Here is a 24,075-nt window from a genome sequence, read left to right on the forward strand (position 1 = left end):
CGCGTACCGCAGCCGAGGATTCCGGTCACGTGTGCCCTGTTTCCAGGGCCCGTTCTCTCGGAGGACATGAACGTGAGTAGATCCCGCACGTGGCGCCGACGGACCTCGGCCGGGGTACTCGCCTCGGTGGTGGCCCTGAGCGGCCTGACCCTGGCCACCGGTGCCACCCCGGCGAGCGCCGATCCGACCGCCGCCCCGGAAACCCTGAAGAAGACCGGTCCCACCGACACCCTGGGCCCGCGCGACCTGGAACTGCTCGCCGAGGCGAAGTCCCGCAAGGAACCCCGGGTGACGCTGCTCATCGCGGCCGACAAGGGCCAGTCGGGCACCGTCGTCGCCGGGCTGCGCAAGCTCGGCGGCATCATCGCCAAGCGGGCCGACGAGGTCGGTTACGTCCGCGCCAGCGTACCCACCTCGGCCGTGCCGGCCGCCGCGGCGCTGCCCGGCATTGCGGCGGTCGACCTCGACGACAAGGTCGAGCTGCCGGACCCCGAGCCGACGCCCACGCCGGCCCAGGCGCAGGCCCGGACCAAGGCGGCGGTGGCCGGTCCTGGGGCCGACACGCCGGCCGCTAACCCGTACATGCCGACCCACGAGATCGGGGCGGTGGACTTCAAGACCGCGCATCCGACCTGGGACGGCCGGGGCGTCACGATCGGCATCATGGACACCGGGATCGACCTGGACCACCCGGCGTTGCAGACCACCTCGACCGGCGAGCGCAAGATCGTCGACTGGTTCACCGCCACCGATCCCATCTTCGACGGGGACGCGACCTGGCGGATCATGCGTGACCAGGTGACCGGCCCGACGTTCAGCTACGCGGGTGCCTCCTGGACCGCGCCGGCCGGGACGTACCGGATCAACCGGTTCGCCGAGTCGATCACCGCAGGAAGCGCGCCGGCCGGTGACATCAACCGGGACGGCGACACGACCGACCTGTTCGGCATCCTCTACGACCCGGCGACCAACGACATCCGGGTCGACGTCAACGGAAACCGGGACTTCACCGACGACCCGGTGCTGCGCCCGTACGCCGAGCGCTACGACGTGGGCCACTTCGGCACCGACAAGCCGGAGACCCCGGTACGCGACCAGACCCCGTTCGTGGTCGAGTTCCGCGAGGACGTCGACACCACCCCGGCCGGACTGCCAGGGGCGTACGACTTCGTCAACATCGGCATCGTCGAGGACGCGCACGGCTCGCACGTCGCCGGCATCACCGCCGCGAACGACATGTTCGGCAACGCCAACCTGGACGGTGGCGCACCCGGCGCGAAGCTGGTCTCCGCGCGGGCCTGCACCTGGGGCGGCGGCTGCACCTTCGCCGCGCTCACCGACGGCATGGTCGAGCTGGTGGTCAACCGGGACGTGGACGTGGTCAACATCTCGATCGGCGGCCTCGGGGCGCTGAACGACGGCAGTGACCTGCGCGCCGAACTCTACAACCGGATCGTCAACGAACTCGGTGTGCAGCTCGTCTTCTCGGCCGGCAACTCCGGCCCCGGCATCAACACCATCGGTGACCCCTCCACGGTCAGCGACATCGTCAGCGTCGCCGCCGGAATCAGCCAGGAGAGCTACCTGGCCAACTACGGCTCGCAGACCCGCACGCCGTACCAGCTCCTCTACTTCTCCTCGCGCGGACCGCGCGAGGACGGCGGGTTCAAGCCGAACATCACCGCGCCGGGGTCGGCGATCTCCACCACCCCGCTCTGGCTGCCGGGCAACCCGGTCGCCGAGGCCGGCTACCCGCTACCGCCGGGCTACCAAATGATCAACGGTACGTCGATGTCCGCCCCGCAGGTGACCGGCGGCATCGCGCTGCTGCTCTCGGCCGCCAAGGCGAACCGCAAGCTGGTCACCACCGCCGCACTGCGCCGGGCGATCTACTCGTCGGCGTCCTGGATCGACGGGGTACCGGCGCACGGCCAGGGCAACGGCCAGCTCAACGTACCGGGAGCCTGGCAGTTGCTGGCCGGTGCCGCGCTGGAGACCCGGGGCTACACGGTCGACGCCCCGGTCTGCACCCCGCTGGCGGACATGCTGGCCACGCCGTACCGGGGCACCGGCATCTACAACCGGTGCGCCATCGGCGACGGCGGGCAGAAGCCGAACGTGGCGAAGACCTACAAGGTGAAGGTGACCCGGAACAGCGGACCGAAGGGGACCGTCCGGCACGACCTGCGCCTGGTCGGCGACACCGGCAAGGTGTTCCGCAAGGCGCCGAAGCACCTGGACCTGCCGCTGGGCAAGACGGTGACGTTCAGCGTCGAGGCGAAGGCGGGCGTCGGGGTACACAGCGCGATCGTCGAGATCGACGACCCGGCTACCCCGGCGGTGGACTTCGAGTTCATGAACGCGGTGACCGTCGCCGAGGTACCGAAGAAGAAGGACTTCTCCTTCTCGGCCGGCGGCAACGTCGACCGCAACCTCTTCAAGACGTACTTCGTCACCGTGCCGGAGGGTGCCGGATCGTTGCAGGTCAACCTGACCGGCATCGCCCCCGGCTCGCAGACCCGGTTCGTCGCGATCAACCCGTGGGGCATCCCGGTGGACCCGACCGCCAGTACGGCCTGCTTCACCAACTTCTCCGACGCCGCCGTCTGCAAGCCGGAGGAGCGCTCGTACGACAACCCGATCCCGGGCGTCTGGGAGATCGAGGTCGAGTCCCGGCGTACGTCGCCGCTGCTGGGCAACCCGTACCAGCTCCAGGCCCGGGTGCAGGGCATCGAGGTCACCCCGGACGTGACCGAGCTGCTCAGCGTGCCGGCCGGGGAGGCGACCCCGGTCACCTGGGACCTGACCAACGAGTTCGGTCCGGTCGTGGTCACCGGTAAGGGCGGCCCGCTCGGCAGCATCCTGGAGACCCGGCCGAGCATCGGGCACCATGAGGTACTGAGCTACGAGGTGGTGGTCCCGGCCGGGGCCAGCCGGCTCGACGTGGCGATCGGCAACACCAGCGACGCCGGTGCCGACCTCGACCTGTACGTCTACAAGGACGGCGTACGGGTGGCGTTCAACGCCGACGGTGACTCGGAGGAGTCGGTCTCGATCGCCAACCCGGCGGCGGGGACCTACGAGATCGAGATCGAGGGATACTCGGTACCGGCCGGCACCACCCAGCTCGACTACCGGGATGTGTTCTTCTCGCCCGCCCTCGGCACCCTGTCCACCCCGGCGAACTACGAGTCGCTGGCCCACAAGGGCAAGACCAGCATCACCGGATCGGTGACCGCGCTGACGGTTCCGGCCGCCGGCCGGCAGCTCTCCGGCCAGATGCAGGTCGTCACCGTGGACGGTGCCGTGATCGGCAACGCCCTGGTGCAGGTCGACGAGGTGCGCTGACCCGTACGCTCCACCGACGAACGGGGTCCGTCCCAGCCAGGGACGGACCCCGTTTCGTCGTGACGGACTCCGCCGGGGTCAGCGGGGGGAGCCGTCCAGGCTCGGACGGGCTTGCCGGCCGGCGGCTGCCCGGGCCAGTCGCCACCGCGTCGCGCCGTAGCCGAGCAGGAGAGCAAGAACGGCCGCGCCCAGGCTCGGCGCCAGGGTCGCGGCCAGGGCCAGCCGGTTCGGGGCGGTCAGCGCGCCGAAGAACGGGTCGGCGGTCACGTACAGCGCCCCGCAGGCCGGGACGAGCACGGTCACCGTGACCGCCCACCAGCGGCCGAACAGCGCGGCCAGGCCGATCCCGATCACCGCGAACAGCGGGGCACCGACCGCCGCGCGGAGCGCCACCGGCCAGACCGACCCGTCGGTCAACGTCCGCTCGGGTACGACGATCCCGGCCGAGCCCAGATCCTGCCGGACCCAGTGCTCGGCGGCCTGTTCGGCGGCCAGCGGCAGCACCACGGCGAGGTCGACGGCGACGAGGAGCACCCCGCAGAGCGCTGCCGCGCCCGCCTTCGCCAACAGGAGCTGGCCGGGACCGGTCGGCGGGACGGACGGGGCCGGTCGGCCGGTCAGCCGCCCGTCGCGGAGCACCAGGAACGCCCCGACCGCCAGCGCGGCCAGTTGCGCCCATTCGAGGCCGGAGGTGTGCAGCGCCGTCACGTCGAAGTGGTACGCGTCGAGCTGTTCGTCCACCGTCTGTGGGTCGTAGTAGACATAGAACATGTAGGCGTCGGCGTTGAACGACAGCATCACCAGGCCGGCGAACACGACCAGGGCCGGCACGGGCCACAGCGTTCGGCAGCGGACCAGCCCCACCAACTCCTGGCGCAACAAAGCCCTCACCGGCGTCAATCTACCGGCAGTGGCCGAACCGGCTCGCGACTCTGGGCGGGGCTACGGGCGCCGGGACACCCCGCCGACGAAGGCGCACCAGGCCGCCGGCCCGAAGGTGAGTGCCGGCCCCTGCCGATCCTTGCTGTCCCGCACCAGCACCCGGCCGGGAAGATTGTCGGCCACCTCTACGCAGTCACCGCCCTGCCCGTTGCTGCGGGAGGACTTCCGCCAGCGCGGCGCGTCGATCAACTCCATGACTCCGCTGCTTCCATGATCAATTCGAGGGATGGTCGTGCGGGTAGAGCGTACTCGCGGATTGCCTCCCAGACCTCTTCGAGCGCGGCGACCCGGTCCGGGTCCTCGACCACCTGACCGCCCAGCGGATCGTCCAGGAAGCCGACGTTGCGACCGTCGACCGTGGCGAGCGCCAGTGGCCCGTTGAGACCGGGATGCGCGCCCGCTGACGCCGGCACCACGGTGACGCTGACGTTCGGCAGGGCGCACGCCTGCACGATCGCGTGCAGTTGCTCGGCCATGACCTTCGGCCCTCCCACGGGCCGGCGCAACACCGTCTCGTCCACCACGGCGAACAGCCGGCACGGCTGATCGTCTCGGCGCAGCACCTCGGCCCGGGCGATCCGGCTCGCCAACACGCCGTCCAGGTCCGGCACGCGCGTGCCGGCGTCGCGGAGAAGCGCCCGCGCGTACGCCTCGGTCTGGAGCAGCCCGGGAACCACCGTCGGCTGGAAGGTCCGGATCATGGTGGCTCGCTGCTCGTATTCCAGCCATGGCCTCATGAAGACCAGCTCGCCGGAGAACGCCCGCGCCTCGGCAGCCGACTCCTGGAACATGTCCCCGGAGTCGAACACCGCGTCGAGATTTCGCGCCGTGTCGTGCTTCGGGATCAGCCGATTGGTCTCGAACTTGGCAATGAGCGAGGTCGACACGTTAAGCCGTTCGGCAAGTTGGTCTTGCGTCATTCCAGACCTGGAACGAGCGAACTTGAGCATTCTTCCGATTCCGCCATAGTGATTCACCATTCTCCGCCCTTCCCCGCCCTTCCCGGCATGCCATCGGGTCCGTCATCTTTGCTGCTGAGTGGTTATCTTCCGCTCATTACCGGTCGAAGTCCAAGGTGGAATTCAGGCAACATCGCCCGGTCCCCCGTGCAAGAGCCCTCCGATGCCGGGCGGTGGCGCCTACGGGGGCGGTGCCAGGTCGGAGCCAGGTGCCGCCCCCGTCCACATTCCGCCGACGGGAGGCACCATGAGATTCGGTCGCAGAACAAAGCCGTACCACCGCCGGGACTGGCGCCGGCTCTGGCGGTACTGCCGATGTGGGTGGCGCTGGTGCTGCCCGGACTCGGTCGAACTCGTCCCGATGCCCTATCAGCCGCCGCCTCCGCCGCCACTGTCCAATGCGGAATATCGGGCGGCAGTCCGCGCGAAGGCGGCCGTGCCGGTGCACACGGAGACATCCACGGCCGACACGTCCCCGCCAACCCGGGATCGGACGCGCAACCGCCGGCCCGCCTGGGACGCCCGGGTCGGGTCGCACCCCCGGCTGTCCAACGGTCGGGCGGGCAGCCTGACCCGGGCCGGGGAGTACCGCGCCCGGCACGGCGAGCGGGTCGGTCGGGGGTAGGGGTGATCGGGCCGTATGAGCGTTGGCGCCGGCACGTCCCGGCACACCCGTCGTACCGCTGTCGCGCCTGTGGGGTGCCCTGGCCGTGCCAGCACGCGCGGCTGGCGCTCGTGACCGCGTACCGGAACGATCGGGTCGGTCTGATGGTGTACCTCGGTGCCCAGCTCGCCCGCGCGCTGCGAGAGCTGCCCGACGTCCACCCCGCGTTGCTGGCGGGCCAGATCCTCTACTGGGTACCCCGCCGCCGCTGACGGTCCGGGGCAGGCCGCCGCTGGGAACGGCTCGGCGGTCAGCCCCGGGTGGCGCTCTGCACCTGGAACGGGGTGCCCTGCTGGCAGGTGGTCATCAGGTCGGCGCGTACCTGGCCGACGACTGTCACCCGGGCTCCGGCGGTGATCACGTCCCGGGGGCCGCCGACCAGCAGATAGCCGTCCAGCAGCAGGCAGTTCGGCTCGACACCGGCCCGGACCGTCCCACTCAGCGTGGTCGTGCCGCTCGGTGCCGGGCCGCCGCCCGGCGGCTTGGTCGGAGGAACCGGATCACCCGTCGGGTTGCCGGGGGTCGTCGGGCCGGGGGCGGACGGACCGGAAGCGGTCGGGTCTGGCGAGGCGGGCTGGGTCACCGGGCTTCCTCCCGAGCTGTTCGGCGGCGTCGAGCCGGAGTCCGCACAGGCACCGAGGGCCAGCCCGGCGGCCAGCACCGCGCCGATCATCCACCGCGTCGTCATGACCGGTCCGACGCGTACGCCGGGCCGCCCGTTCCGCGTCCTGTTCTGGTCGGCGCCGGGCACCACGCGTACCCCGGTCAGCCGTTCGCGGCGCTCGCCGCGAGTGCGTCGGTCTGCTGGGCCGCCGCCTTGGCCGCCGCGGCCTTCATGTCGCGCCTGAGGTCCTGCGGCAGCGAGAAGGTCAGCCGCTCGTCGGCGGTGGTCACCTCGGTCACGTCGGCGAAGCCGCGCGCGGCGAGATGGTCCAGCACCTCCATGACCAGGTCGTCCGGGACGCTCGCCCCGGAGGTCAGGCCGACCGTGGTTGCCCCGGTCAGCCAGTCGTCGGAGATCTCCGAGGCGTAGTCGACCAGGTAGCCGGCCCGGGCGCCCGCGTCCACCGCCACCTCGACCAGCCGCACCGAGTTGGACGAGTTGCGGGAGCCGACCACGATCACCACGTCGCAGTCGGCGGCGATCTCCTTCACCACGTGCTGCCTGTTTTGGGTGGCGTAGCAGATGTCGTCGCTGGGCGGCGACTGGAGCAGCGGCAGCCGGCGCTTGAGCCGCGCGACGGTCTCCATCGTCTCGTCCACCGACAGGGTCGTCTGGGAGAGCCAGACCACCTTCGCCGGATCCCGTACGGTCACCTTGTCGGCGTCGTCCGGACCGTCCACGAGCTGGATGTGTGCGGGTGCCTCACCTGAGGTGCCGATCACCTCTTCGTGCCCCTCGTGACCGATGAGCAGAATGTCGTAATCGTCCGCCGCGAACCGCCGGGCCTCGTGGTGCACCTTCGTGACCAGCGGGCAGGTGGCGTCGATCGCCTTCAGCGAGCGGCTCTTGGCCTGCTCGTAGACCTCCGGCGCCACGCCGTGCGCCGAGAAGATCACGGTCGAGCCCTCCGGCACCTCCTCGTTCTCCTCCACGAAGATGGCGCCCTGCCGTTCCAGCGTGGAGACGACGTGCTTGTTGTGCACGATCTGCTTGCGCACGTAGATCGGCGCCCCATAGAGCTTGAGGGCCTCCTCCACGGTCTGCACGGCACGGTCGACGCCGGCACAGTAGCCACGGGGCTTGGCCAACAGGACACGCTTGCCGGTCTGGGGTGTCGCCTGAGCCTCGGTCACCCGCCCAGTCTACGTTCCGCCCGTGATCCCGCCCGTCGGCCGCTCTCCCGCCAGCGGGCAGCCCGGCGCGGCGCGGGCGCGTCGATGGCAGAGGGCGGTCGTAGGCTGACCGGATGACCGAGGCCGGCATCCCGCGCAGTACCCCCGACGAGCCGTGGCCGGTCCGGGTGGTCAGCCAGAAGCTGAGCGCCTGGATCGGCAAGCTGGGCTGGGTCTGGGTGGACGGCCAGGTGGCGCAGCTCAGCCGGCGGCCCGGTGCGGCGACGGTCTTCCTCACCCTGCGCGACCCGTCGGCCGACCTCAGCCTCACCGTCACCACCAACCGGGACGTACTCGACGCCGGAGCGCCGGAGTTGGCCGAGGGGGCCAGGGTGCTGCTGCACGCCAAGCCCGAGTTCTACGCCGCCCGGGGCACGCTCAGCCTGCGGGCCGACGAGATCCGGCAGGTCGGGCTCGGCGAACTGCTGGCCCGGCTGGAGAAGCTGAAGAAGCTGCTCGCCGCCGAGGGGCTCTTCGACCGGTCCCGCAAGCGCCGGCCGCCCTTCCTGCCCGGCCGGATCGGCCTGATCACCGGTCGGGCCTCGGCGGCCGAACGGGACGTACTGACGAACGCCCAACGCCGCTGGCCGGCGGTGCAGTTCCGGACGGTCAACGTGGCGGTGCAGGGCCCGACCGCCGTACCGCAGATCATCGACGCGCTCAAGGTGCTCGACGCCGACCCGGGCATCGAAGTGATCGTGCTGGCCCGGGGCGGTGGCGGCGTCGAGGATCTGCTCCCCTTCTCCGACGAGGCGCTCTGCCGGGCGGTCTTCGGCTGCCGTACGCCGGTGGTCAGCGCGATCGGCCACGAGACCGACGCGCCGCTGGTCGACTACGTCGCCGACCTGCGCGCCTCGACGCCGACCGACGCCGCCAAGCGGATCGTGCCGGATCTCGGCGAGGAGACCCGGCTGATCCGGATGGCCCGGGACCGGCTCGACCGGGCGATGACCGGACTGGTCGACCGGGAGGCGCACCGCCTCGACGCCTGGCGGTCCCGCCCCTCGCTCGCCCGCCCGGAGGTACTGCTCGACCAGCGGGCCGCCGACGTGACCGCACTGCGGGACCGGGCCGTCCGCTGCGTGGAACACCGACTCGGCACGGCGACCGGAGAACTCCGGCACACCGTGGCCCGGCTCCGAGCGCTCTCCCCGGCCGCCACCCTGCACCGGGGGTACGCCATCGTGCAGCGCGCCGACGGTCACGTCGTCCGCGCACCGGGCGAGGTCGCCGCCGGTGACCCGCTGCGGGTACGCCTCGCCGAGGGCGAGTTGAGCGCGGTCGTCGAGCCGTAGTCGCCGTACGGGTGTGTGCGCGGATCACCGTCCGGCGACGGTGTGCTGAGATGGGACCACCATGACTGATGCGGAAGAACGCGCGAGCGGGCCGGGCGAGGGACTCAGTTACGAGCAGGCCCGGGCCGAGCTGGCCACGGTGGTCGAACGGCTGGAGGCCGGCGGTACCTCGCTGGAGGAGTCGCTGGCGCTGTGGGAGCGGGGCGAGCGGCTGGCCGAGATCTGCCAGGGCTGGCTGGACGGCGCCCGGCAACGGGTCGACACCGTCCGGCAGGCCCGGGAGAGCGCGCAGAGCTGACCGATGCGCCGGGCGGAGCGACCGAAGTCGTCCCACCCGGCACCGGTCATCACTTGTTGAACAGCTCGTACGTCTCCGGAGACGCCTCCACGACCTCGGCTGCCGGCGGCGCCTTGGCCGGGCTCGCCGCGCCGTAGTCGGAGTAGCCGACCGTCAGTTCCTGCGCCTTGCCGCCGCCGACCGCCGGCAGTTGGATGGTCAGCGAGGTGAGCCGACCCTCCGCGTCGAGCTTGGCCTCGAACGGCAGTTTGGTCGCCTCGGCGCCGAGCAGCTTGACCCCGTCCTCGTCGACCATGCCGGCGTCGGTCGCCCTGGTCAGGTCGATGGTGCCGGTGTACGCCCCCTCGCCGGTCTTCTGCACGTCGACGATGGCCTTGGTCAGCGCCTCGCTGCCGGCCGGGTCCACGTCCTTGAAGTCGAAGCCCAGCCCTCCGGTACCCTTGATCTTGGACTGGTCCAGGTGCTGGTATTTACCGGAGTTCAGCTTCTCCAGCCCCGGTACGCCCTCAGCCCCGGTGATCGTCATCTTCACCCAGCTGTCCGGCTCGATGTAGACGATCTCCATGTCCATCGAGAACTCGCCGCCGCCGGCCTTCATGTTCATCTGGGCGCTCTTGCTCGGCAGGTGCACGACGCCCTGACCGTCGAGATCGCTGCCCGTCATGCTGAACCTGAAGTTACCCTTGGCGATCTCCTTGGTCGACGCGAGCAGCGCCTCCTTGGCGTCCGTCGGGATCGCCGGGACCTCGGCACCGGATGCGTCCGACTCGGTGCCCGTACCCGCGCCTGTGCCCGCGCAGGCCGTCAGAGCTGGCGTGAACAGGGCCGCCGCCGCGATCATGGCGACGCCCCACCGTCGGATTGTCACTGTCGATCCTCCCCAGAAGGTTGCCCGGTAGGCGTGTGCCCACCGTGATACGCAGACACGAAGCGTACCTATACCGGACAACTACCGCAGGGCGGCGACCATCCGCTCCAGGTCACGCTCGGGTACCTGCCCGACCACCAGTACCGTCCGGCCGGGCTCCAGCAGGACGAGGGCCGACTCGTCGGGGCGGGCGGTGTAGCGCTGCCAACTACGCCCGGCCACCTCGACCGTGCCCTGCGGCTGCCCGTCCCGGGTCAGCTCGGCCGGTAGCAACTGGTCGGCCGGCAGGCTGCTCTGCAACAACTGCACCCCGCCACCGTCCGGGCCGAGATAACCGATCCGCAGGGTCGCCCCGCCGGCCTCCCGCCGGAAGTCGGCCTTCACGGTGCGCCAGCCGTCGGCCAGGTCGGTCGGCTCGCTGACCGGGAAGGCGTTGGCTCCCCGGGCCTCCTGGAACGCCGGGGCCGGATCGATCACCACCGGCTGGTCCGCGCCGAGGAAGACCCGGCCGAAGCCGATCAGGAGGGCGATCGGCACCAGCAGGACCAGCAGCGAGATGACGATGTCCCTGGTCGACCGCTGCGACCTGATCGCGGCCGGCACGACCCGCTCGTCGCCCAACCCGCCACCCTGCGGACCGGCACTCTCCGAACCGGGACCGCCACTCTCTGGACCGGCACTCTCCGAACCGCGACTCTGCGGACCGGCGCTCTCGGGAGCGGCGCTCTCCGGCCGGGCCGGGGCCGCGTCGGGTCCGGCCGGGAGCTGGTCGTCCGGGATTCGGTCGGCAGGCTGGGCGGGGTTCACCCCACTATCTTGACAGTTACCGGGATCCGGGCCACCCGCCCCCCGAGCCGGCGTTAAGTTGACCAGCGTGTCAGGATTCCTGACAAGGCCGGCGGCGGCGCGCCGCGCTGTGCCGGGCCACCCCGCAGTGCCGCGAGGAGGAGCCGACATGACCAACACCCGTACCCGGGTGCCACAGAACCTGGACCGCAACCTGGCCCTCGACCTCGTCCGGGTTACCGAGGCGGCGGCGATGGCCGCCGGCCGGTGGGTCGGCCGGGGCGACAAGGAGGGCGGCGACGGTGCGGCCGTCGACGCCATGCGCAAGCTGATCAACTCGATCCCGATGCGCGGCACCGTGGTGATCGGTGAGGGCGAGAAGGACAACGCCCCGATGCTGTTCAACGGCGAGCAGGTCGGCGACGGTACCGGGCCGGAGGTCGACGTGGCGGTCGACCCGATCGACGGCACCACGCTGATGAGCAAGGGCATGCCGAACGCCCTGGCCGTGCTCGCGGTGGCCGAGCGCGGCGCGATGTTCGACCCGAGCGCCGTCTTCTACATGGAGAAGCTGGCGGTCGGCCCGGTCTACGCGGACACCGTCGACATCAACGCCGGAGTGGCGGAGAATCTGCGCCGGATCGCCAAGGTCAAGGGCTCGGACGTCTCCGACGTGACGGTCTGCGTACTCGACCGCCCCCGGCACACGGAGCTGGTGCAGCAGATCCGCCGGGCCGGCGCCGGCATCCAGTTCATCTCCGACGGCGACATCGCCGGGGCCATCGCCGCCGCCCGGGGCGAGTCCGGCGTCGACGTGCTGATGGGGATCGGCGGCACCCCGGAGGGCATCACCGCCGCCTGCGCGTTGAAGTGCATGGGCGGGGCGATGCAGGCCAAGCTCTGGCCCCGGGACGACGACGAGCGGGAGAAGGCGCTCGCCGCCGGGCACGACCTGGATCGGGTACTCAGCACCGACGACCTGGTCACCGGGGACAACGCCTTCTTCGTGGCCACCGGGATCACCTCCGGCGACCTGCTGCGCGGGGTCCGTTACCGGGCCGGTGGCGCGTACACCCAGTCGATCGTGATGCGCTCCAAGAGCGGCACCATCCGGGTGATCGACTCGTACCACCGGCTGGAGAAGCTGGCGCTCTATTCGGCGGTCGACTTCGACGGCCGACCACTGGCCGAGCAGGAGTAGCCCGGGTTCGGGCGGGCGCTGGATCAGCGGGAGGCGGCCGGGGCGAGCCCGGCGGTCTCCCGCAGCGCCGTGTCCAGCCCGGTCGGCTCGATGCCGAACGTCGCGGTGGCCGCCGAGGAGTCCAGCACGAACGGCAGGCGGAACTGGTAGGCCGTCTCCCGCAGCTCCCGCGCCGTCGGGTCGAAGAGCCCGCCGAGCCAGAGCAGCGCGGGCGGCATCGAGGCCAGCCGGGGCGGCGAGGCACCAGCCAGTTCGGCGAGTCGGGCCGCCAGCGCCCGGATCGACACCGGCGGCTGACTGGGTACGTGCCAGGGCTGCCCCCAGGCCCGCTCGTCGGCAGCGGCGCCGACCAGGGTACGGGCCACGTCGCCGACGTACGTCCAACTGTGCGGGGCGTCCAGGTCGGCCGGCACGTACGCCCGCTTCCCCGCCAGCACCTTCGGCACCACGAGCAGGGCGAACAGGGTCTGCGTGCCCGCGCCGAGGTAGTCGGAGCCGCGTACCTCGGTCACCCGGGCCCGCCCCGCCTCGTGCGCGGCCAACGCGTCCTGCCACATCCGCGCCCGGACCCCGCCCTTCACACCGTTCGGGCGCAGTGGCGCGCTCTCGGTGATCGGCCCGTCCACCGGGCCGTAGCCGTACAGGTTGCCGGTGGTCGCCAGCACCGCCCCGGTGTGCTCCGCCACGGCCAGCAGCGCGGCGGCGATCGGCGGCCAGTCGGTGGCCCAGCGGTGGTACGCCGGGTTGGCGCAGTTGTAGAGCACCGCCGCGTCCTCCGTCAGGTCGGCCAGCCGATCGAGATCGGCCGCGTCGGCGGCGACCCGCTCGATCGCGGGATGCTCCGGCCCGGTGCCCCGACGGCTGACCAGCCGAACCCGCTCGCCCCGGTCGGCGAGCAGCCGGGCCACGCCCTGGCCGACCGGACCGGCTCCGACGATCACCTGGAGTGCCATCCTCCCACCCTTTCAGATCAACTCTCCGAACCGAGAGCACCGCTCTCGGTTTGCCGGTACCACCTTGCTCCGCCGCAGGCGCCAGCGTCAAGAGCGCCGCTCTGATTTCTGACCACCGCTCACATTGAATATCGGCGCTCCGGCGGGCATCGGCCGCTTCCCTGGCGGAGCGGGCGCTCTCGGAGAACTCCCGGGGTGTGGCAGGGTGGCGGCATGTCCGCACCATCGATCCGGGCCCGGGTCCGCGCCGAGATGATCGAGGAGATCAAGGCAGTCGCCCGCCGACACCTCGCGACCGAGGGCGGCAACCTCTCGCTCCGGGCCGTCGCCCGGGACCTCGGCATGGTCTCGTCGGCCGTCTACCGGTACTTCCCGAGCCGGGACGCGCTGCTCACCGTACTGATCGTCGAGGCGTACCAGGCGCTCGGCGACGCGGCCGAGGCGGGTGACGCGGCAGCCGCCCGGGACGACCTGCGCGGGCGCTGGCTGGGGGTGGCCCACGCCGTACGGGCCTGGTCCCTGGCCCACCCCGCCGAGTACGCCCTGCTGTACGGCAGCCCGGTGCCCGGCTACGCCGCCCCGTCCGAGACCGTCGTACCGGCCCAGCGGGTGGTCTTCGCGCTGGCCGCGATCATGATCGAGGGCGCCGCCGCCGGCCGGCTCGCCCCACCCGACGGCACCCCGGTGCCGTCTCCGGTCCGGGTCGACCTGGCCCGACTGCTGGCGCAGCGCCCCGGCGCGCTCACCGAGGAGCAGCTCGCCCGCTGCATGGCCGCCTGGAGCCAGCTCTTCGGCCTGGTCAGCTTCGAGGTCTTCGGCCGGCTCGCCCAGGGGGTGGTCGAGGACTCCGAGGCGTACTTCGACCACCAGATGCGGCTGATGGCCGACCTCGCCGGCCTGCCCGCCGAGCCGGGTCGACCCGCCGAGCCGGGTCCACGCCACGATCGAGGTCAGTCCGACGAGCCGGGTCAGTCCGATGAACCGCGTCAGTCCGGCAGGCCGGGTCAGCCCGACGAGCCGGGTCAGCCCGCGTCGGAGGAGTGACCGGGGAAGAGGTGGGCGGCCGGGTTGATCACCACGGCCGCGTTGTTCACCGCCGTCGCGGCCTCGCCGAAGCCGGTGGCGATCAGCCGGACCTTGCCCGGATATTCGGTGATGTCGCCGGCGGAGAAGACCCGGGGCAGGTTGGTCACCATGGTGCTGTCGACCAGGATGTGTCGCTTGTCGAGCGCCAGTCCCCACTCGGTCAGCGGGCCGAGGTCGGCGGTGAAGCCCAACGCGGCGACCACGGTGTCGACCGGGATCGTCTCGGTCCCGCCGCCCTTCACCGCGATGTCCGCCCCGGTCACCGCGCCCTCGCCGTGCAGCGTCGTCACCTCGGCGTTGACCACGATGCGTACCGGCAGCTCGCGTACCCGGTCGACGGTGGCGGCGTGGGCCCGGAACTTCTCCCGGCGGTGCACCAGGGTGATCGACCGGGCCAGGGGGTGCAGCGCCAGCGCCCAGTCGAACGCCGAGTCGCCGCCGCCGACGATCAGCACGTCCTGCCCGGCGAGATCCGCCAGGTGCGGTACGAAGAAGACGATGCCGCTGCCGACGAAGTTCTCGGCGGCGGGCAGCGGACGGGGCGTGAAGCTGCCCAGCCCGGCGGTGACGACGATCGCGCCGCAGCGCAGGATGTCCCCGTTGGCCAGACTGAGCACCGGCCTGCCGTCCAGGTATGACAACTTCTCCGCGCGTACCCCGAGCAGGTATTCGGGGTTGAACGAGGCGGCCTGGGTGACCAGGTTGGCGACCAGGTCGCGACCCTTGATCGACGGGAACCCGGCGACGTCGTAGATGACCTTCTCCGGGTACATCGCGGTGACCTGTCCGCCCGGTTCGGGTAGCACGTCGATGACCGCGACCGACAGTCCCCGGAAGCCGGCGTAGTAGGCGGCGAAGAGCCCGGTGGGGCCGGCCCCGATTATCGCGACATCGACCTCACGCATGTGCTCACCGTCGCTCTCCGACTACGGACTGATCAACAGCTGTGCTGATCCGACCGTAGGCGGACAACAGCCATCGAAGCAATAGCCGTCCCACCCGCGGGTGTACGCGAGGTCAGGGCAGGGTCAACGTGGACTCCGACCGGTACGGGTCGTCGTCGCGCGGCCGGCGCCGCCGGAAGACGATCGCGGCCACCAGCCCGCCGAGCAGTCCGAAGAGGTGGCCCTGCCAGGAGATCGGCTCGTCGGTCGGCAGCACCCCGAGCAGTTGCCAGCCGTAGAGCAGCCCGACCAGCAGCACCACGCCGAAGTTCCACCAGCTCCGCTCGACGATCCCCCGCATGAAGAGCAGGCCGAGGTAGCCGAAGACCACGCCGCTGGCCCCGACCACGATCGACTGGGGTGACCCGGTGATCCACACCCCGAGCCCGCTGACGAACATGATCAGGAGCGTGGAGTAGAGGAACCGCCGCGCCCCGGTGGCCAACACGAAGGTGCCGAGCAGGATCAGCGGCACGCTGTTGCTGTAGAGGTGGTCGAAGCCGTGGTGCAGGAACGGCCCGAAGAAGATGCCGTCCAGCCCGGCGATGCTCCGGGGCATGATCCCGGCGGTGGTGTCGAATCCGGCGTTCAGCCAGACGTCGAGCGCCTCGATCACGAAGAGCACCGGCACCACGGCGCACATCGCGACGAAGGCCCGGCCGAGCGCGGCGTAGAAGGCTTCGGTGCCGAACCGGTTGGGGTCGTTACCGCGGGACATCGGGTCGAACGTCACCCTCACGTTGCTATCAGCTTCCCGGGCCGACCGCCACCGCAGCCCGTCGACGGGACGGGAAATACCGCCCCGGACCTCGGCGCCGTGTCGCCCGGATCTCACCGCTCCGAGACGTCGGACCGAAAGAACGGGGGCTCGGACCGTGCGGTCCGGGCCCCCACTCTCCGGGTCGTACTCTCAGTAGAAGCCCTTGTCCTGGAAGAACCCCCAGGCGCCACAGGGCGTGTCGTACCGGCCCTTGACGTAGCCCAGGCCCCACTTGATCTGGGTCGCCGGGCTGGTCTTCCAGTCGCTGGCGACCGAGGCCATCTTGTTGCCCGGCAGCGCCTGCGGGATGCCGTACGCCCCGGACGAGGTGTTCTCGGCCTTGTGGTTCCAGCCGCTCTCCTTGGTCCAGAGCTTGTCGAGACAGGGCATCTCGGCGATCTTGAAGCCCGCGTCGAGCAGCAGGGCACAGCCGATCTTGCGGTTGCCGCTGTATTCGTTGCACGAGGCGGGGATCGGCCCGGTGTACGGCTTCGTGGCCTGCTCCGCCTCCTCCTTCTCCTGCTTCTCGCGTTCGCGCTTACGGCTCGCGGCCTGCTCCGCCTTCTTGGCTCGCTCCGCCGCCGCCCTGGCGACCTCGGCCGCCTTGCGGGCGGCCTCCGCCTCGGCGGCCCGCTGCTCGGCGGTGGCCCGGATGTGCGCCGCGTGTCGCTCGCGGAGCAGGTCCCACTCGGCCTGCTGCGCGTCGAACGCCGACTCGGCCTCGATGCTGTGTTGCTGCGCTTCCCGGTCCTCGCCGAGGTAGTAACCGCCGCCGACGCCCCCCAGGAGCAGGGCAAGGGCGACTCCCCGGACGCCGAACCGGCTCCACAGCCGACTCACAGAGTGGTCCTCTCGTCGGGATCAGGGACGCGGCGCGGTCGGAGCGGGTAGGCCCGCCGGTCACGCCGCGAGCGCCCCGACCCGGTGGGCCGCGACCCCGACCGACCGCTGTCCGCCGGTGCCTCCGCCCCGGGAAGGAGAACTGATCTCCAGCCATGCCCCTGGGACGTGGGCGCTCGAAGGACACGATTGCGCAAGGTGAGGCGGTTGGGAAAGGAGAGGCAGAATTTGTGAACTGCGTCACGCCATTTTTCGGCACAAACCAGGACAAATGTCTACCACCGTGACCGCCTGCCGGGTCCGCCCACCCGCTACAAAGGGATGTCCTCCAGCAGATCCGTGACCACCTCGGCGATCGGCGACCGCTCGGACCGGGTCAGGGTGACATGAGCGAAGATCGGGTGCCCCTTCAGCGCCTCGATCACCGCCGTCACACCGTCGTGCCGGCCGACCCGCAGGTTGTCCCGCTGGGCGACGTCGTGGGTGAGCACCACCCGGGAGCCCTGACCCACCCGGGAGAGGACGGTGAGCAGCACGCCGCGTTCCAGCGACTGCGCCTCGTCGACGATGACGAAGGCGTCGTGCAGGCTCCGCCCCCGGATGTGGGTCAGCGGCAGCACCTCCAGCATCCCCCGGGACAGCACCTCCTCCATCACGTTGTCGTGCACCACCGCGCCGAGGGTGTCGAAGACCGCCTGGGCCCACGGCGACATCTTCTCCGCCTCCGAGCCCGGCAGGTAGCCGAGTTCCTGGCCGCCGACGGCGTACAGCGGGCGGAAGACGATGACCTTTCGGTGCCGGCGCCGCTCCATCACCGCCTCCAGGCCGGCGCAGAGCGCCAGCGCGGACTTGCCGGTGCCGGCCCGGCCGCCGAGCGAGACGATGCCGATCGACTCGTCCAGCAGCAGTTCGAGGGCGACCCGCTGCTCGGCCGAGCGCCCGCGCAGGCCGAACGCCTCCCGGTCACCGCGGACCAGGCGTACGGTCTTGTCCGGCAGTACCCGCCCCAGCCCGGAGCCGCGCGGCGAGTGCAGCACCAGACCGGTGTGCGTGGGCAGTCCGGCGGCGGCGTCCAGGTCCAGCGCCGCGCCGTCGTAGAGCTGGTTGACCTGCTCCTCGCCCAACTCCAGCTCGGCCATCCCGGTCCAGGTCGGATCGCTGGCCTGGCCGTGCCGGTATTCATCAGCGGTCAGTCCCACCGACGCCGCCTTGACCCGCAGCGGCATGTCCTTGCTGACCAGGGTGACCGTCCGGCCCTCGGCGGCCAGGTTGAGCGCGACCGACAGGATCCGGGTGTCGTTGGAGTCGGTACGGAACCCCGGCGGCAGTACGCCGTCGTCGGAGTGGTTCAGCTCCACCCGCAGCGTCCCGCCCGCGTCGTTCGCCGGTACCGGCTGGTCCAGCCGGCCGTGCTTCACCCGCAGCTCGTCGAGCATCCGCAGCGACTGGCGGGCGAACCAGCCCAGTTCCGGATGGTGGCGCTTCCCCTCCAGCTCCGAGATCACCACCAGTGGCACCACCACCTCGTGTTCGGCGAACCGGTGGAAGGCGCCGGGGTCGGAGAGCAGTACCGAGGTGTCCAGGACGTACGCCCGGCGTTCTGGTGCGGGCTCCGCACTGGCGGCCGGTTCGGACGTCCGGGTGCGGCGTCCGCTCCTGGCTCGGCCCGGGGTCTTGGTGGCGGCCGGGTTCTGGTCGTCGGCCCGAGGGGTGGTACGGCGATTCGTCACAGGCCTGCTCCGGCGGGTGTGCACCCGTCCACCCGCGTTCCGCCTCGTCCGGTGCCCGGAGACACGGGGTCGGATGCGGGCCCCGTGGCGCGTGCAGTCGCAGAGTCCGGGCCGGCCGGCTGGCTCGGGACGACCCCGTGCCATGCGTAGACGCTAGCCGGAAAACGCCAGCTTGGGCTAGGGCAAGGAACTGTGCGACTTCGCACGGCGCTCCGGCGGCGGACCGGCCGGGATGCATGCCCCCTGCGCGCATCCCGGCCGGTGGGATCACCGTCACCGGTCTGACGTGATCCCGACGGTGCGGGTCCTCACGGACCGGCGCACCGTGCTCGCGGGTGACCGCTCACCCCACCGCGCCGCCGGTCAGGCATTCCTGACGGCGAGGGCGTCGGTGGAGTGCCGTCCGCCGTTGGTCGCGGTCCCCGCGAAAGAGGCGCCCGTATACGTCGTTCCCTGACCTACGACGGTGTGGGCGGTGTGCGGTGCGGTGGGTGATGGCACCGCCAACACCGAGGCGATGGCCGCCTGCGCCTCCCTACGCCGACGGTTCCAGGCCCCCCGGTCACCGTCGAAATATCCCTGCCGGTAACCGAATCGGTAACCGAGCCGGTAGCTGAGCTGGCCGTGCAGCCGTCCGGCCGCATAACTGGCCGAGGCGAGCAGGAGCAGGAGGAAGACCACGAAGAACGGACTCACCGCGTCTCCTCGCATCGCCCACCGACCGCACGAGTTCGGGACCTGAGCTGGCCGGTTCGCTGGTAACTCTCGCTCACGCAATCTCCTCGCTCCGCTCGTCGCTGTCCTGAGTTCCGCACCGGGCCGGGTGGTCGTGGCTCGGGCCCGTACCCGAGCCGCGCCGTGCGGGCCCGGTCACTTCTCCTCCGGGTCGAAGGAGGTCGGGTCGAAAGAGGTGGGATCGGAGATGAGCAGCCGGTCGAGATCCTCCGTGCTCACCTCCTCGACCAGTTCGACACTGATCCGGCAGCCGTCCAGTACGACCTCGGCGACCGAGGCCCGGCGGATCTCGCCGCCGGCGTCGTACACCCGGACGCTCAGCTCGGGGCAGCCGAGGTGGGTTCGCCAGGAGTTCCACTCCGCGCGGTCGCCGACGTTGAGCGAGAGGTAGCGGCAGCCGCGTGCCAGGTAGAGCCGCCATGGCGCACTGAGACCGGCGGCGACGCCGTCGGCGATCAGACCGAATGCCTGGGCCCGGGTTGCTAGTTCGGTCACCGGACTCCTCCAGCCGCGGGGGTGTCACCCTCGCGAGCACGAAACGTCTCATGCACGAGACAAACGGTAGGGCGTATCGTACGCGTGACAGTATCAGCTTTTCGTCTGATTACCCCCACACCTACGGACACCTATTGTTGCCATGTGATACCCCTCAACACAAGCAAGAGCACCGCGCGCCGGAAAAGTGAGCCGCTGTCACGCGTGCAATACAGGCTGACCGCAGTCCCCCCGGAACCGGGCACCTGGCCGTACCGTCACCGGGTGCCGGACCGGGCCCACGGGCGGAAGATCGCGTTCGCTGCCTTCGTACGCAAGGCACTCGCCGACGCCCGGACGACCCGCGCCTGGACCGGCACCGAGGTCTCCCGGCGTACCGGGGTCTCCCGCCAGACCATCAACCGCTGGGTACGCGGCGAGTGGGCCAGTGACCCCGAGGCGGCCCGGGTGGTCGCGTTCTGCGAGGGACTGGGGCTGGATCCGAGCGTCGCGTTCGGAGTGCTCGGCTGGGACCGGGCCACCCCGTCCCGGCCGGCGCCGAGCGCCCCGCCGATGGACCCGGACGTCGAGGCACTGCTGCGCCGGCTGGTCGACCCTAACGTCTCCGACGCGGAGAAGTTCCACATTCGAGAGACCATCCGCTATCTGGCATATCGCCCACCTCTGCCGCTGGAAGTCCGAAAAGGGCGGAAGCAAGCCGGATAGTTACTCAGATGGCGCAACTTCGCGCATGAGTCCCATCCAATCAGCTCCAGGAATCAATCAGTCGCGCTAACGTCCCTCTTCGTACTGCTTGGGCTCGTCGTCGGCGGGGGGACGGGACAAGGCCGAATTCAGCCCTGCGGGACAGAAGGAGGGTCAGCCATGACCCTGAAGTGGATGGCTGTCGTTGTCGCGGCGGTGTCCCTGACCTTGTGCGTGACCGCGAACGTCGTGGTCGGGACGGTGCACGGCGGCGACCAGGTGCCGTTCCTGGTAAACGTGCTCGCCATCGCCGCCACCGGTACCGCGGTCGTCCTGGCCGTCGTCGCCGATCTCCACGAGCGGCTCAACGCACGGATCACCGCACTCACCGAGTTCCTGATCGCCCGACTGAACGAACTCGACCGCAACACCGGAGACCACAACACCGGTTTCGTCGAGGGCTACCTGCTGAGCCGCAACCAGGACTCGGCGGTGGTGCCGATCGGGCCCCGACTGCACGGCCGCCGGGCGATGCTCGGCGGCGACGACTGACACCCTTCTCGACCCCCCTGCGGTCCGCAGGGGACGCCTGAGCCGACCGCGGCGACGAGGGGAGACCGCCGTCATCGCCGGTTGCCGTGCCAGCCGCCGGCAGGCCCGCACCGATGCCACCAGCGGGTTGCCACCGCATGATCGAGGTTGCCGCCTCGACGAGTGAGACGTTTTCGCTTCGACGTCTGCGGCGGCAACCCGCCGGGGTACGCTGACGCCCGTGCGGCCGATCAACGCGGGGGGCGAGCCCCCGACCCGTCCTTTGACTGCCGAGCAGGCATGGCGGGCGACCGCCGAGCGGGCCGGGCGCTGTGTCCTGTTCTTCGACTTCGACGGCACACTCGCGCCGGTCCGGGACGATCCGACCGCCGTCGAGCCGGCTCCGAAGGCGCTGGCCGCGATCACCGCGCTCACCGAGGTGGTGCAGCGGGTGGCGATCGTCTCGGCTCGACCGGTGGAGTTCCTCCGCGACCGGTTCGCCGGCGCCCCCGGCGTCGACCTCTACGGCCTCTACGGGCTGGAGCACCTGCACGCCTCGGGCGAGACCATCACCGAGGAGGCGGCGCTGCCGTTCGTACCCACCATGGCCGCACTCGCCGACCAGGCCCGGGCCGAGCTGCCCGAGGGCACGCTGGTGGAATACAAGCGGCTCTCGGTCGCCCTGCACTACCGCACCGCCCCGCACCTCGCCGCCGAGGTCGAACGGTGGGGGCGGGACCAGGCCGACCGGCTCGGCCTGCGGGTGCAGGTCGGCCGGATGGTGCTGGAGCTGAAGCCGCCCGTCGACCGGGACAAGGGGATGGTGATCGACGAGGCGGTCCGGGACGCCGGCTGCGCCTGGTATTTCGGCGACGACGTCTCGGACATCAAGGCGTTCGCCGCCCTGCGGGCCCGCGAGGCGGCAGATCCGGACTTCTTCGGCGTCTGCGTCGCGGTGGCCAACCCGGAGACCGGCGACGAGGTCTCCACCGCCGCCGACCTGAACATCGAGTCCCCGGAAGCCCTCGGCGACTTCCTCACCGAGGCCCTGCACCGGCTCACCTGACCGGCGCCTTCCGTCGACTCACCCGACGAAGCCGCCCCCGACCCCGGACCCTCGGCAAAGCCGCCCGTCGGGCCTACCCGACCCGGGCCCCGTCGACGCGGGGCCGTCCGCCGCTAGGCGCCGTAGCGGCGTTGGCGGTTGGCGTACGAGCGCAGGGCGCGCAGGAAGTCGACGTGCCGGAAGTCCGGCCAGTTCAACTCGCAGAAGTAGAACTCGGAGTGCGCCGACTGCCAGAGCAGGAAGCCGGAGAGCCGCTGCTCACCACTGGTCCGGATGACCAGGTCGGGATCGGGCTGCCCCCGGGTGTAGAGGTGCTCCGCGATGTGGTCCACGTCGAGCACCTCGGCGAGTTCCTCGAGGGTGCCGCCGGACGCCGCGTGCTCGTAGAGCAGGGAGCGGACCGCGTCGGCGATCTCCCGCCGGCCGCCGTAGCCGACCGCGATGTTGACCTGCGCCCCGCCGACCCGGTCCTGGGTGCGTTCCTGTGCCGACTTGAGCGTGATGGCGGTCTGCGCCGGCAGCAGGTCGAGCGCGCCGACCATCCGCAGCCGCCAGGGGTTGCCCTCCTCGGCCAGCTCGACCACCAGGTCCTCGATGATCTGCACCAGCGGATCCAGCTCGCTGGCCGGCCGGCGCAGGTTGTCGGTGGCCAGCAGATAGAGCGTGACGTGCCCGATTCCGGCCTGGTCGCACCAGCCCAGTACGTCTTTGATCTTGGCCGCGCCGACCCGGTGCCCGTCGTTGGGGTCGACGTACCCCATCTCCCTGGCCCAGCGCCGGTTGCCGTCGCACATCACCCCGACGTGCTTCGGCACGGGTTTACCGGCGAGCTTTGCCGTCAGCCGTCGCTCGTACACCGAGTAGATCAGGTCGCGCAGACTCATCCCTTGCAGCGTACCGATCAGAATCGACGACGGAAGTGCCGGCCGGCCGAGCCCGCCACCGCACCGGCGACCCTGGTCAATGTCCGGGCGTCCAGCCGGCCGTCGCCGAGACCCAGTTCGACCAGTGTCCGGAAGACCCGGGCGTCCCGGTCGGCGGCCCGGACCACCCCGTCCACCACCGGCGCCCGGCGGGCCAGCCAGGCCACCGCCGAGCTGTCCCGCAGGTGAGCGCCGAGCCGGGCGTGCAGCGCGGCGGCGTACCGGTCGGCGGCGGCGTGTGGTGCCGTCGCGGCAGCCGCCCCGGCCAGCGCTCCGGAGAGGACCGCGTAGAAGATCCCCTCGCCGGTGAACGGGTTGACCAGCGACAACGCGTCCCCGGCGAGCACGATCCGACCCCGGCCCGGCGCCGGGCGGCGGGTGGAGAGCGGCAGGTGGTGCGCCCGCAGCTCGGTGACGGCCGCCGGGTCGACCTCGGGAAGCAGCGCCGCCAACCGGTCCAGCAGTTCGGTCCGGCGCAGTGGGCGGCCGGCCAGCACCTCGCCGTACCCGACGTTCGCCCGGCCGTCACCGATCGGGAACGACCAGGCGTAGCCGGGCCAGTGCGCGGCCGAGGTGACGATCCGCTGCTCGGCCGGGCCGGCGGCGGCCGGGGCGTACCCCCGGATGGCCAGTCCCAGGTGCCCGTCGGGATTGGCGCCGTGTCCCAGCGTCCGCCGGACCACCGAACCGGCGCCGTCGGCACCGACCACGGCGCGGGCGGCCACCGTACCGTCGAGCACCACCAGGCCGTCGGAGCGCTCGATCCGCCGGACCGCGTGCCGGCGCAGCTCCGCGCCGGACGCCAGCGCCGCCGCCACCAGCCGGGCGTCGAAGACCCGGCGTGGCACCGTGTACGCCGGGCGCGGCAGCCGCCGTGCCACCTGCCCGCCCCCGGGCGCCACCAGCCGCAGCGCCGGCACCGGCCGGTACCCGGACACCGGGTCGGAAACCCCCAGTTCGGCGAGTACGTCGAGCGCGTGCGCCGCGATCCCGTCCCCGCACGCCTTGTCCCGGGGAAAGTCGGCCCGGTCCAGCAGCAGCACCCGCGCTCCCGCCCGGCGGGCCGCCAACGCGGCGCTGGCCCCGGCCGGCCCGGCACCCACCACCGCGACGTCGACGGTCTCCACCGCC

23 protein-coding genes and 1 pseudogene are annotated in these 24,075 nt (G+C 71.4%); 8 read left to right on the top strand and 16 right to left on the bottom strand.

Going from position 1 to position 24,075, the window contains the following annotated elements; translation table 11 throughout:
- The first annotated feature begins 72 nt into the window (after positions 1-72).
- The gene (locus Pma05_RS21260) at positions 73-3,348 is read left to right on the top strand and encodes a S8 family serine peptidase (RefSeq protein ID WP_239312783.1); all 3,276 of its coding nucleotides are present in this window, start codon (positions 73-75) and stop codon (positions 3,346-3,348) included.
- Positions 3,349-3,426: 78 nt separating this feature from the next.
- Here Pma05_RS21260 and Pma05_RS21265 read toward each other — a convergent pair whose 3' ends face one another.
- The 5 genes from Pma05_RS21265 to Pma05_RS21290 all read right to left on the bottom strand — a co-directional run bounded on the left by Pma05_RS21265 (position 3,427) and on the right by Pma05_RS21290 (position 7,710).
- Complete coding sequence (locus tag Pma05_RS21265; RefSeq protein ID WP_203859190.1) at positions 3,427-4,239, bottom strand: hypothetical protein; 813 nt, start codon at positions 4,237-4,239, stop codon at positions 3,427-3,429.
- A 51-nt stretch (positions 4,240-4,290) separates the two neighbouring features.
- The gene (locus Pma05_RS21270; RefSeq protein ID WP_203859191.1) at positions 4,291-4,485 is read right to left on the bottom strand and encodes a DUF397 domain-containing protein; all 195 of its coding nucleotides are present in this window, start codon (positions 4,483-4,485) and stop codon (positions 4,291-4,293) included.
- A complete protein-coding gene (locus tag Pma05_RS21275) occupies positions 4,476-5,270 on the bottom strand; it encodes a helix-turn-helix domain-containing protein (RefSeq protein ID WP_307836870.1) in 795 nt (264 codons plus the stop codon). Before Pma05_RS21275 ends, Pma05_RS21270 begins: the two co-directional genes overlap by 10 nt.
- Before the next feature lie 893 nt (positions 5,271-6,163).
- A complete protein-coding gene (locus Pma05_RS21285) occupies positions 6,164-6,601 on the bottom strand; it encodes a hypothetical protein (RefSeq protein WP_203859193.1) in 438 nt (145 codons plus the stop codon).
- Positions 6,602-6,678: 77 nt separating this feature from the next.
- Entirely contained in the window at positions 6,679-7,710 is a 1,032-nt protein-coding gene (locus Pma05_RS21290; protein ID WP_203859194.1) for a 4-hydroxy-3-methylbut-2-enyl diphosphate reductase, read from the bottom strand.
- A gap of 113 nt (positions 7,711-7,823) precedes the next feature.
- Between Pma05_RS21290 and xseA the strand changes: the two genes are divergently transcribed.
- Both xseA and Pma05_RS21300 read left to right on the top strand, forming a co-directional pair.
- Entirely contained in the window at positions 7,824-9,044 is a 1,221-nt protein-coding gene (xseA, locus tag Pma05_RS21295) for an exodeoxyribonuclease VII large subunit (protein ID WP_203859195.1), read from the top strand.
- A 61-nt stretch (positions 9,045-9,105) separates the two neighbouring features.
- Positions 9,106-9,342 carry an exodeoxyribonuclease VII small subunit gene (locus Pma05_RS21300; protein ID WP_203859196.1) on the top strand — a complete coding sequence of 79 codons (237 nt, stop codon included), beginning with the start codon at positions 9,106-9,108 and terminating at the stop codon, positions 9,340-9,342.
- 49 nt (positions 9,343-9,391) lie between these two features.
- Here Pma05_RS21300 and Pma05_RS21305 read toward each other — a convergent pair whose 3' ends face one another.
- Positions 9,392-10,210: a hypothetical protein gene (locus tag Pma05_RS21305; RefSeq protein ID WP_203859197.1), complete on the bottom strand. Its 819-nt coding sequence runs from the start codon at positions 10,208-10,210 to the stop codon at positions 9,392-9,394.
- Positions 10,211-10,291: 81 nt separating this feature from the next.
- Positions 10,292-11,017, bottom strand: a complete 726-nt coding sequence (locus Pma05_RS21310) for a DUF4245 domain-containing protein (protein WP_203859198.1) — start codon at positions 11,015-11,017, stop codon at positions 10,292-10,294.
- Positions 11,018-11,165: 148 nt separating this feature from the next.
- On the opposite strand from Pma05_RS21310, the gene glpX reads away from it, so the two are divergent.
- Positions 11,166-12,197: a class II fructose-bisphosphatase gene (glpX, locus tag Pma05_RS21315; RefSeq protein ID WP_203859199.1), complete on the top strand. Its 1,032-nt coding sequence runs from the start codon at positions 11,166-11,168 to the stop codon at positions 12,195-12,197.
- A 23-nt stretch (positions 12,198-12,220) separates the two neighbouring features.
- Here the strand turns inward: glpX and Pma05_RS21320 are convergent, their stop codons facing one another.
- The gene (locus Pma05_RS21320; RefSeq protein WP_203859200.1) at positions 12,221-13,150 is read right to left on the bottom strand and encodes an NAD-dependent epimerase/dehydratase family protein; all 930 of its coding nucleotides are present in this window, start codon (positions 13,148-13,150) and stop codon (positions 12,221-12,223) included.
- Between the two features lie 213 nt (positions 13,151-13,363).
- Here Pma05_RS21320 and Pma05_RS21325 point away from each other — a divergent pair.
- Positions 13,364-14,053, top strand: a pseudogene (locus tag Pma05_RS21325) (TetR/AcrR family transcriptional regulator); the annotation flags it as partial.
- Between the two features lie 119 nt (positions 14,054-14,172).
- Here the strand turns inward: Pma05_RS21325 and Pma05_RS21330 are convergent.
- From Pma05_RS21330 to Pma05_RS21355, 6 genes are all read right to left on the bottom strand, one after another.
- Complete coding sequence (locus Pma05_RS21330) at positions 14,173-15,141, bottom strand: NAD(P)/FAD-dependent oxidoreductase (protein ID WP_203859202.1); 969 nt, start codon at positions 15,139-15,141, stop codon at positions 14,173-14,175.
- 112 nt (positions 15,142-15,253) lie between these two features.
- A complete protein-coding gene (locus tag Pma05_RS21335) occupies positions 15,254-15,898 on the bottom strand; it encodes a rhomboid family intramembrane serine protease (RefSeq protein WP_203859238.1) in 645 nt (214 codons plus the stop codon).
- A 192-nt stretch (positions 15,899-16,090) separates the two neighbouring features.
- On the bottom strand, positions 16,091-16,780 hold the full coding sequence (locus Pma05_RS21340; RefSeq protein ID WP_203859203.1) for an aggregation-promoting factor C-terminal-like domain-containing protein: 690 nt from the start codon (positions 16,778-16,780) through the stop codon (positions 16,091-16,093).
- Between the two features lie 311 nt (positions 16,781-17,091).
- Positions 17,092-18,510 carry an RNA 5'-3' helicase PhoH2 gene (gene phoH2, locus Pma05_RS21345; RefSeq protein ID WP_203859204.1) on the bottom strand — a complete coding sequence of 473 codons (1,419 nt, stop codon included), beginning with the start codon at positions 18,508-18,510 and terminating at the stop codon, positions 17,092-17,094.
- Between the two features lie 363 nt (positions 18,511-18,873).
- Positions 18,874-19,206: a hypothetical protein gene (locus tag Pma05_RS21350; RefSeq protein WP_203859205.1), complete on the bottom strand. Its 333-nt coding sequence runs from the start codon at positions 19,204-19,206 to the stop codon at positions 18,874-18,876.
- A 174-nt stretch (positions 19,207-19,380) separates the two neighbouring features.
- Positions 19,381-19,740, bottom strand: a complete 360-nt coding sequence (locus tag Pma05_RS21355) for a hypothetical protein (RefSeq protein WP_203859206.1) — start codon at positions 19,738-19,740, stop codon at positions 19,381-19,383.
- A 264-nt stretch (positions 19,741-20,004) separates the two neighbouring features.
- On the opposite strand from Pma05_RS21355, the gene Pma05_RS21360 reads away from it, so the two are divergent.
- From Pma05_RS21360 to otsB, 3 genes are all read left to right on the top strand, one after another.
- On the top strand, positions 20,005-20,445 hold the full coding sequence (locus Pma05_RS21360) for a helix-turn-helix domain-containing protein (protein ID WP_203859207.1): 441 nt from the start codon (positions 20,005-20,007) through the stop codon (positions 20,443-20,445).
- A gap of 159 nt (positions 20,446-20,604) precedes the next feature.
- The gene (locus Pma05_RS21365; protein ID WP_203859208.1) at positions 20,605-20,976 is read left to right on the top strand and encodes a hypothetical protein; all 372 of its coding nucleotides are present in this window, start codon (positions 20,605-20,607) and stop codon (positions 20,974-20,976) included.
- Positions 20,977-21,196: 220 nt separating this feature from the next.
- The gene (otsB, locus tag Pma05_RS21370) at positions 21,197-22,021 is read left to right on the top strand and encodes a trehalose-phosphatase (protein ID WP_203859209.1); all 825 of its coding nucleotides are present in this window, start codon (positions 21,197-21,199) and stop codon (positions 22,019-22,021) included.
- Positions 22,022-22,134: 113 nt separating this feature from the next.
- Here the strand turns inward: otsB and Pma05_RS21375 are convergent, their stop codons facing one another.
- Complete coding sequence (locus Pma05_RS21375) at positions 22,135-22,905, bottom strand: isoprenyl transferase (protein WP_203859210.1); 771 nt, start codon at positions 22,903-22,905, stop codon at positions 22,135-22,137.
- A gap of 17 nt (positions 22,906-22,922) precedes the next feature.
- Positions 22,923-24,071: an NAD(P)/FAD-dependent oxidoreductase gene (locus tag Pma05_RS21380; protein WP_203859211.1), complete on the bottom strand. Its 1,149-nt coding sequence runs from the start codon at positions 24,069-24,071 to the stop codon at positions 22,923-22,925.
- Positions 24,072-24,075 lie beyond the last annotated feature (4 nt).

Source organism: Plantactinospora mayteni, assembly GCF_016862935.1.
Taxonomy (GTDB): Bacteria; Actinomycetota; Actinomycetes; order Mycobacteriales; family Micromonosporaceae; genus Plantactinospora; species Plantactinospora mayteni.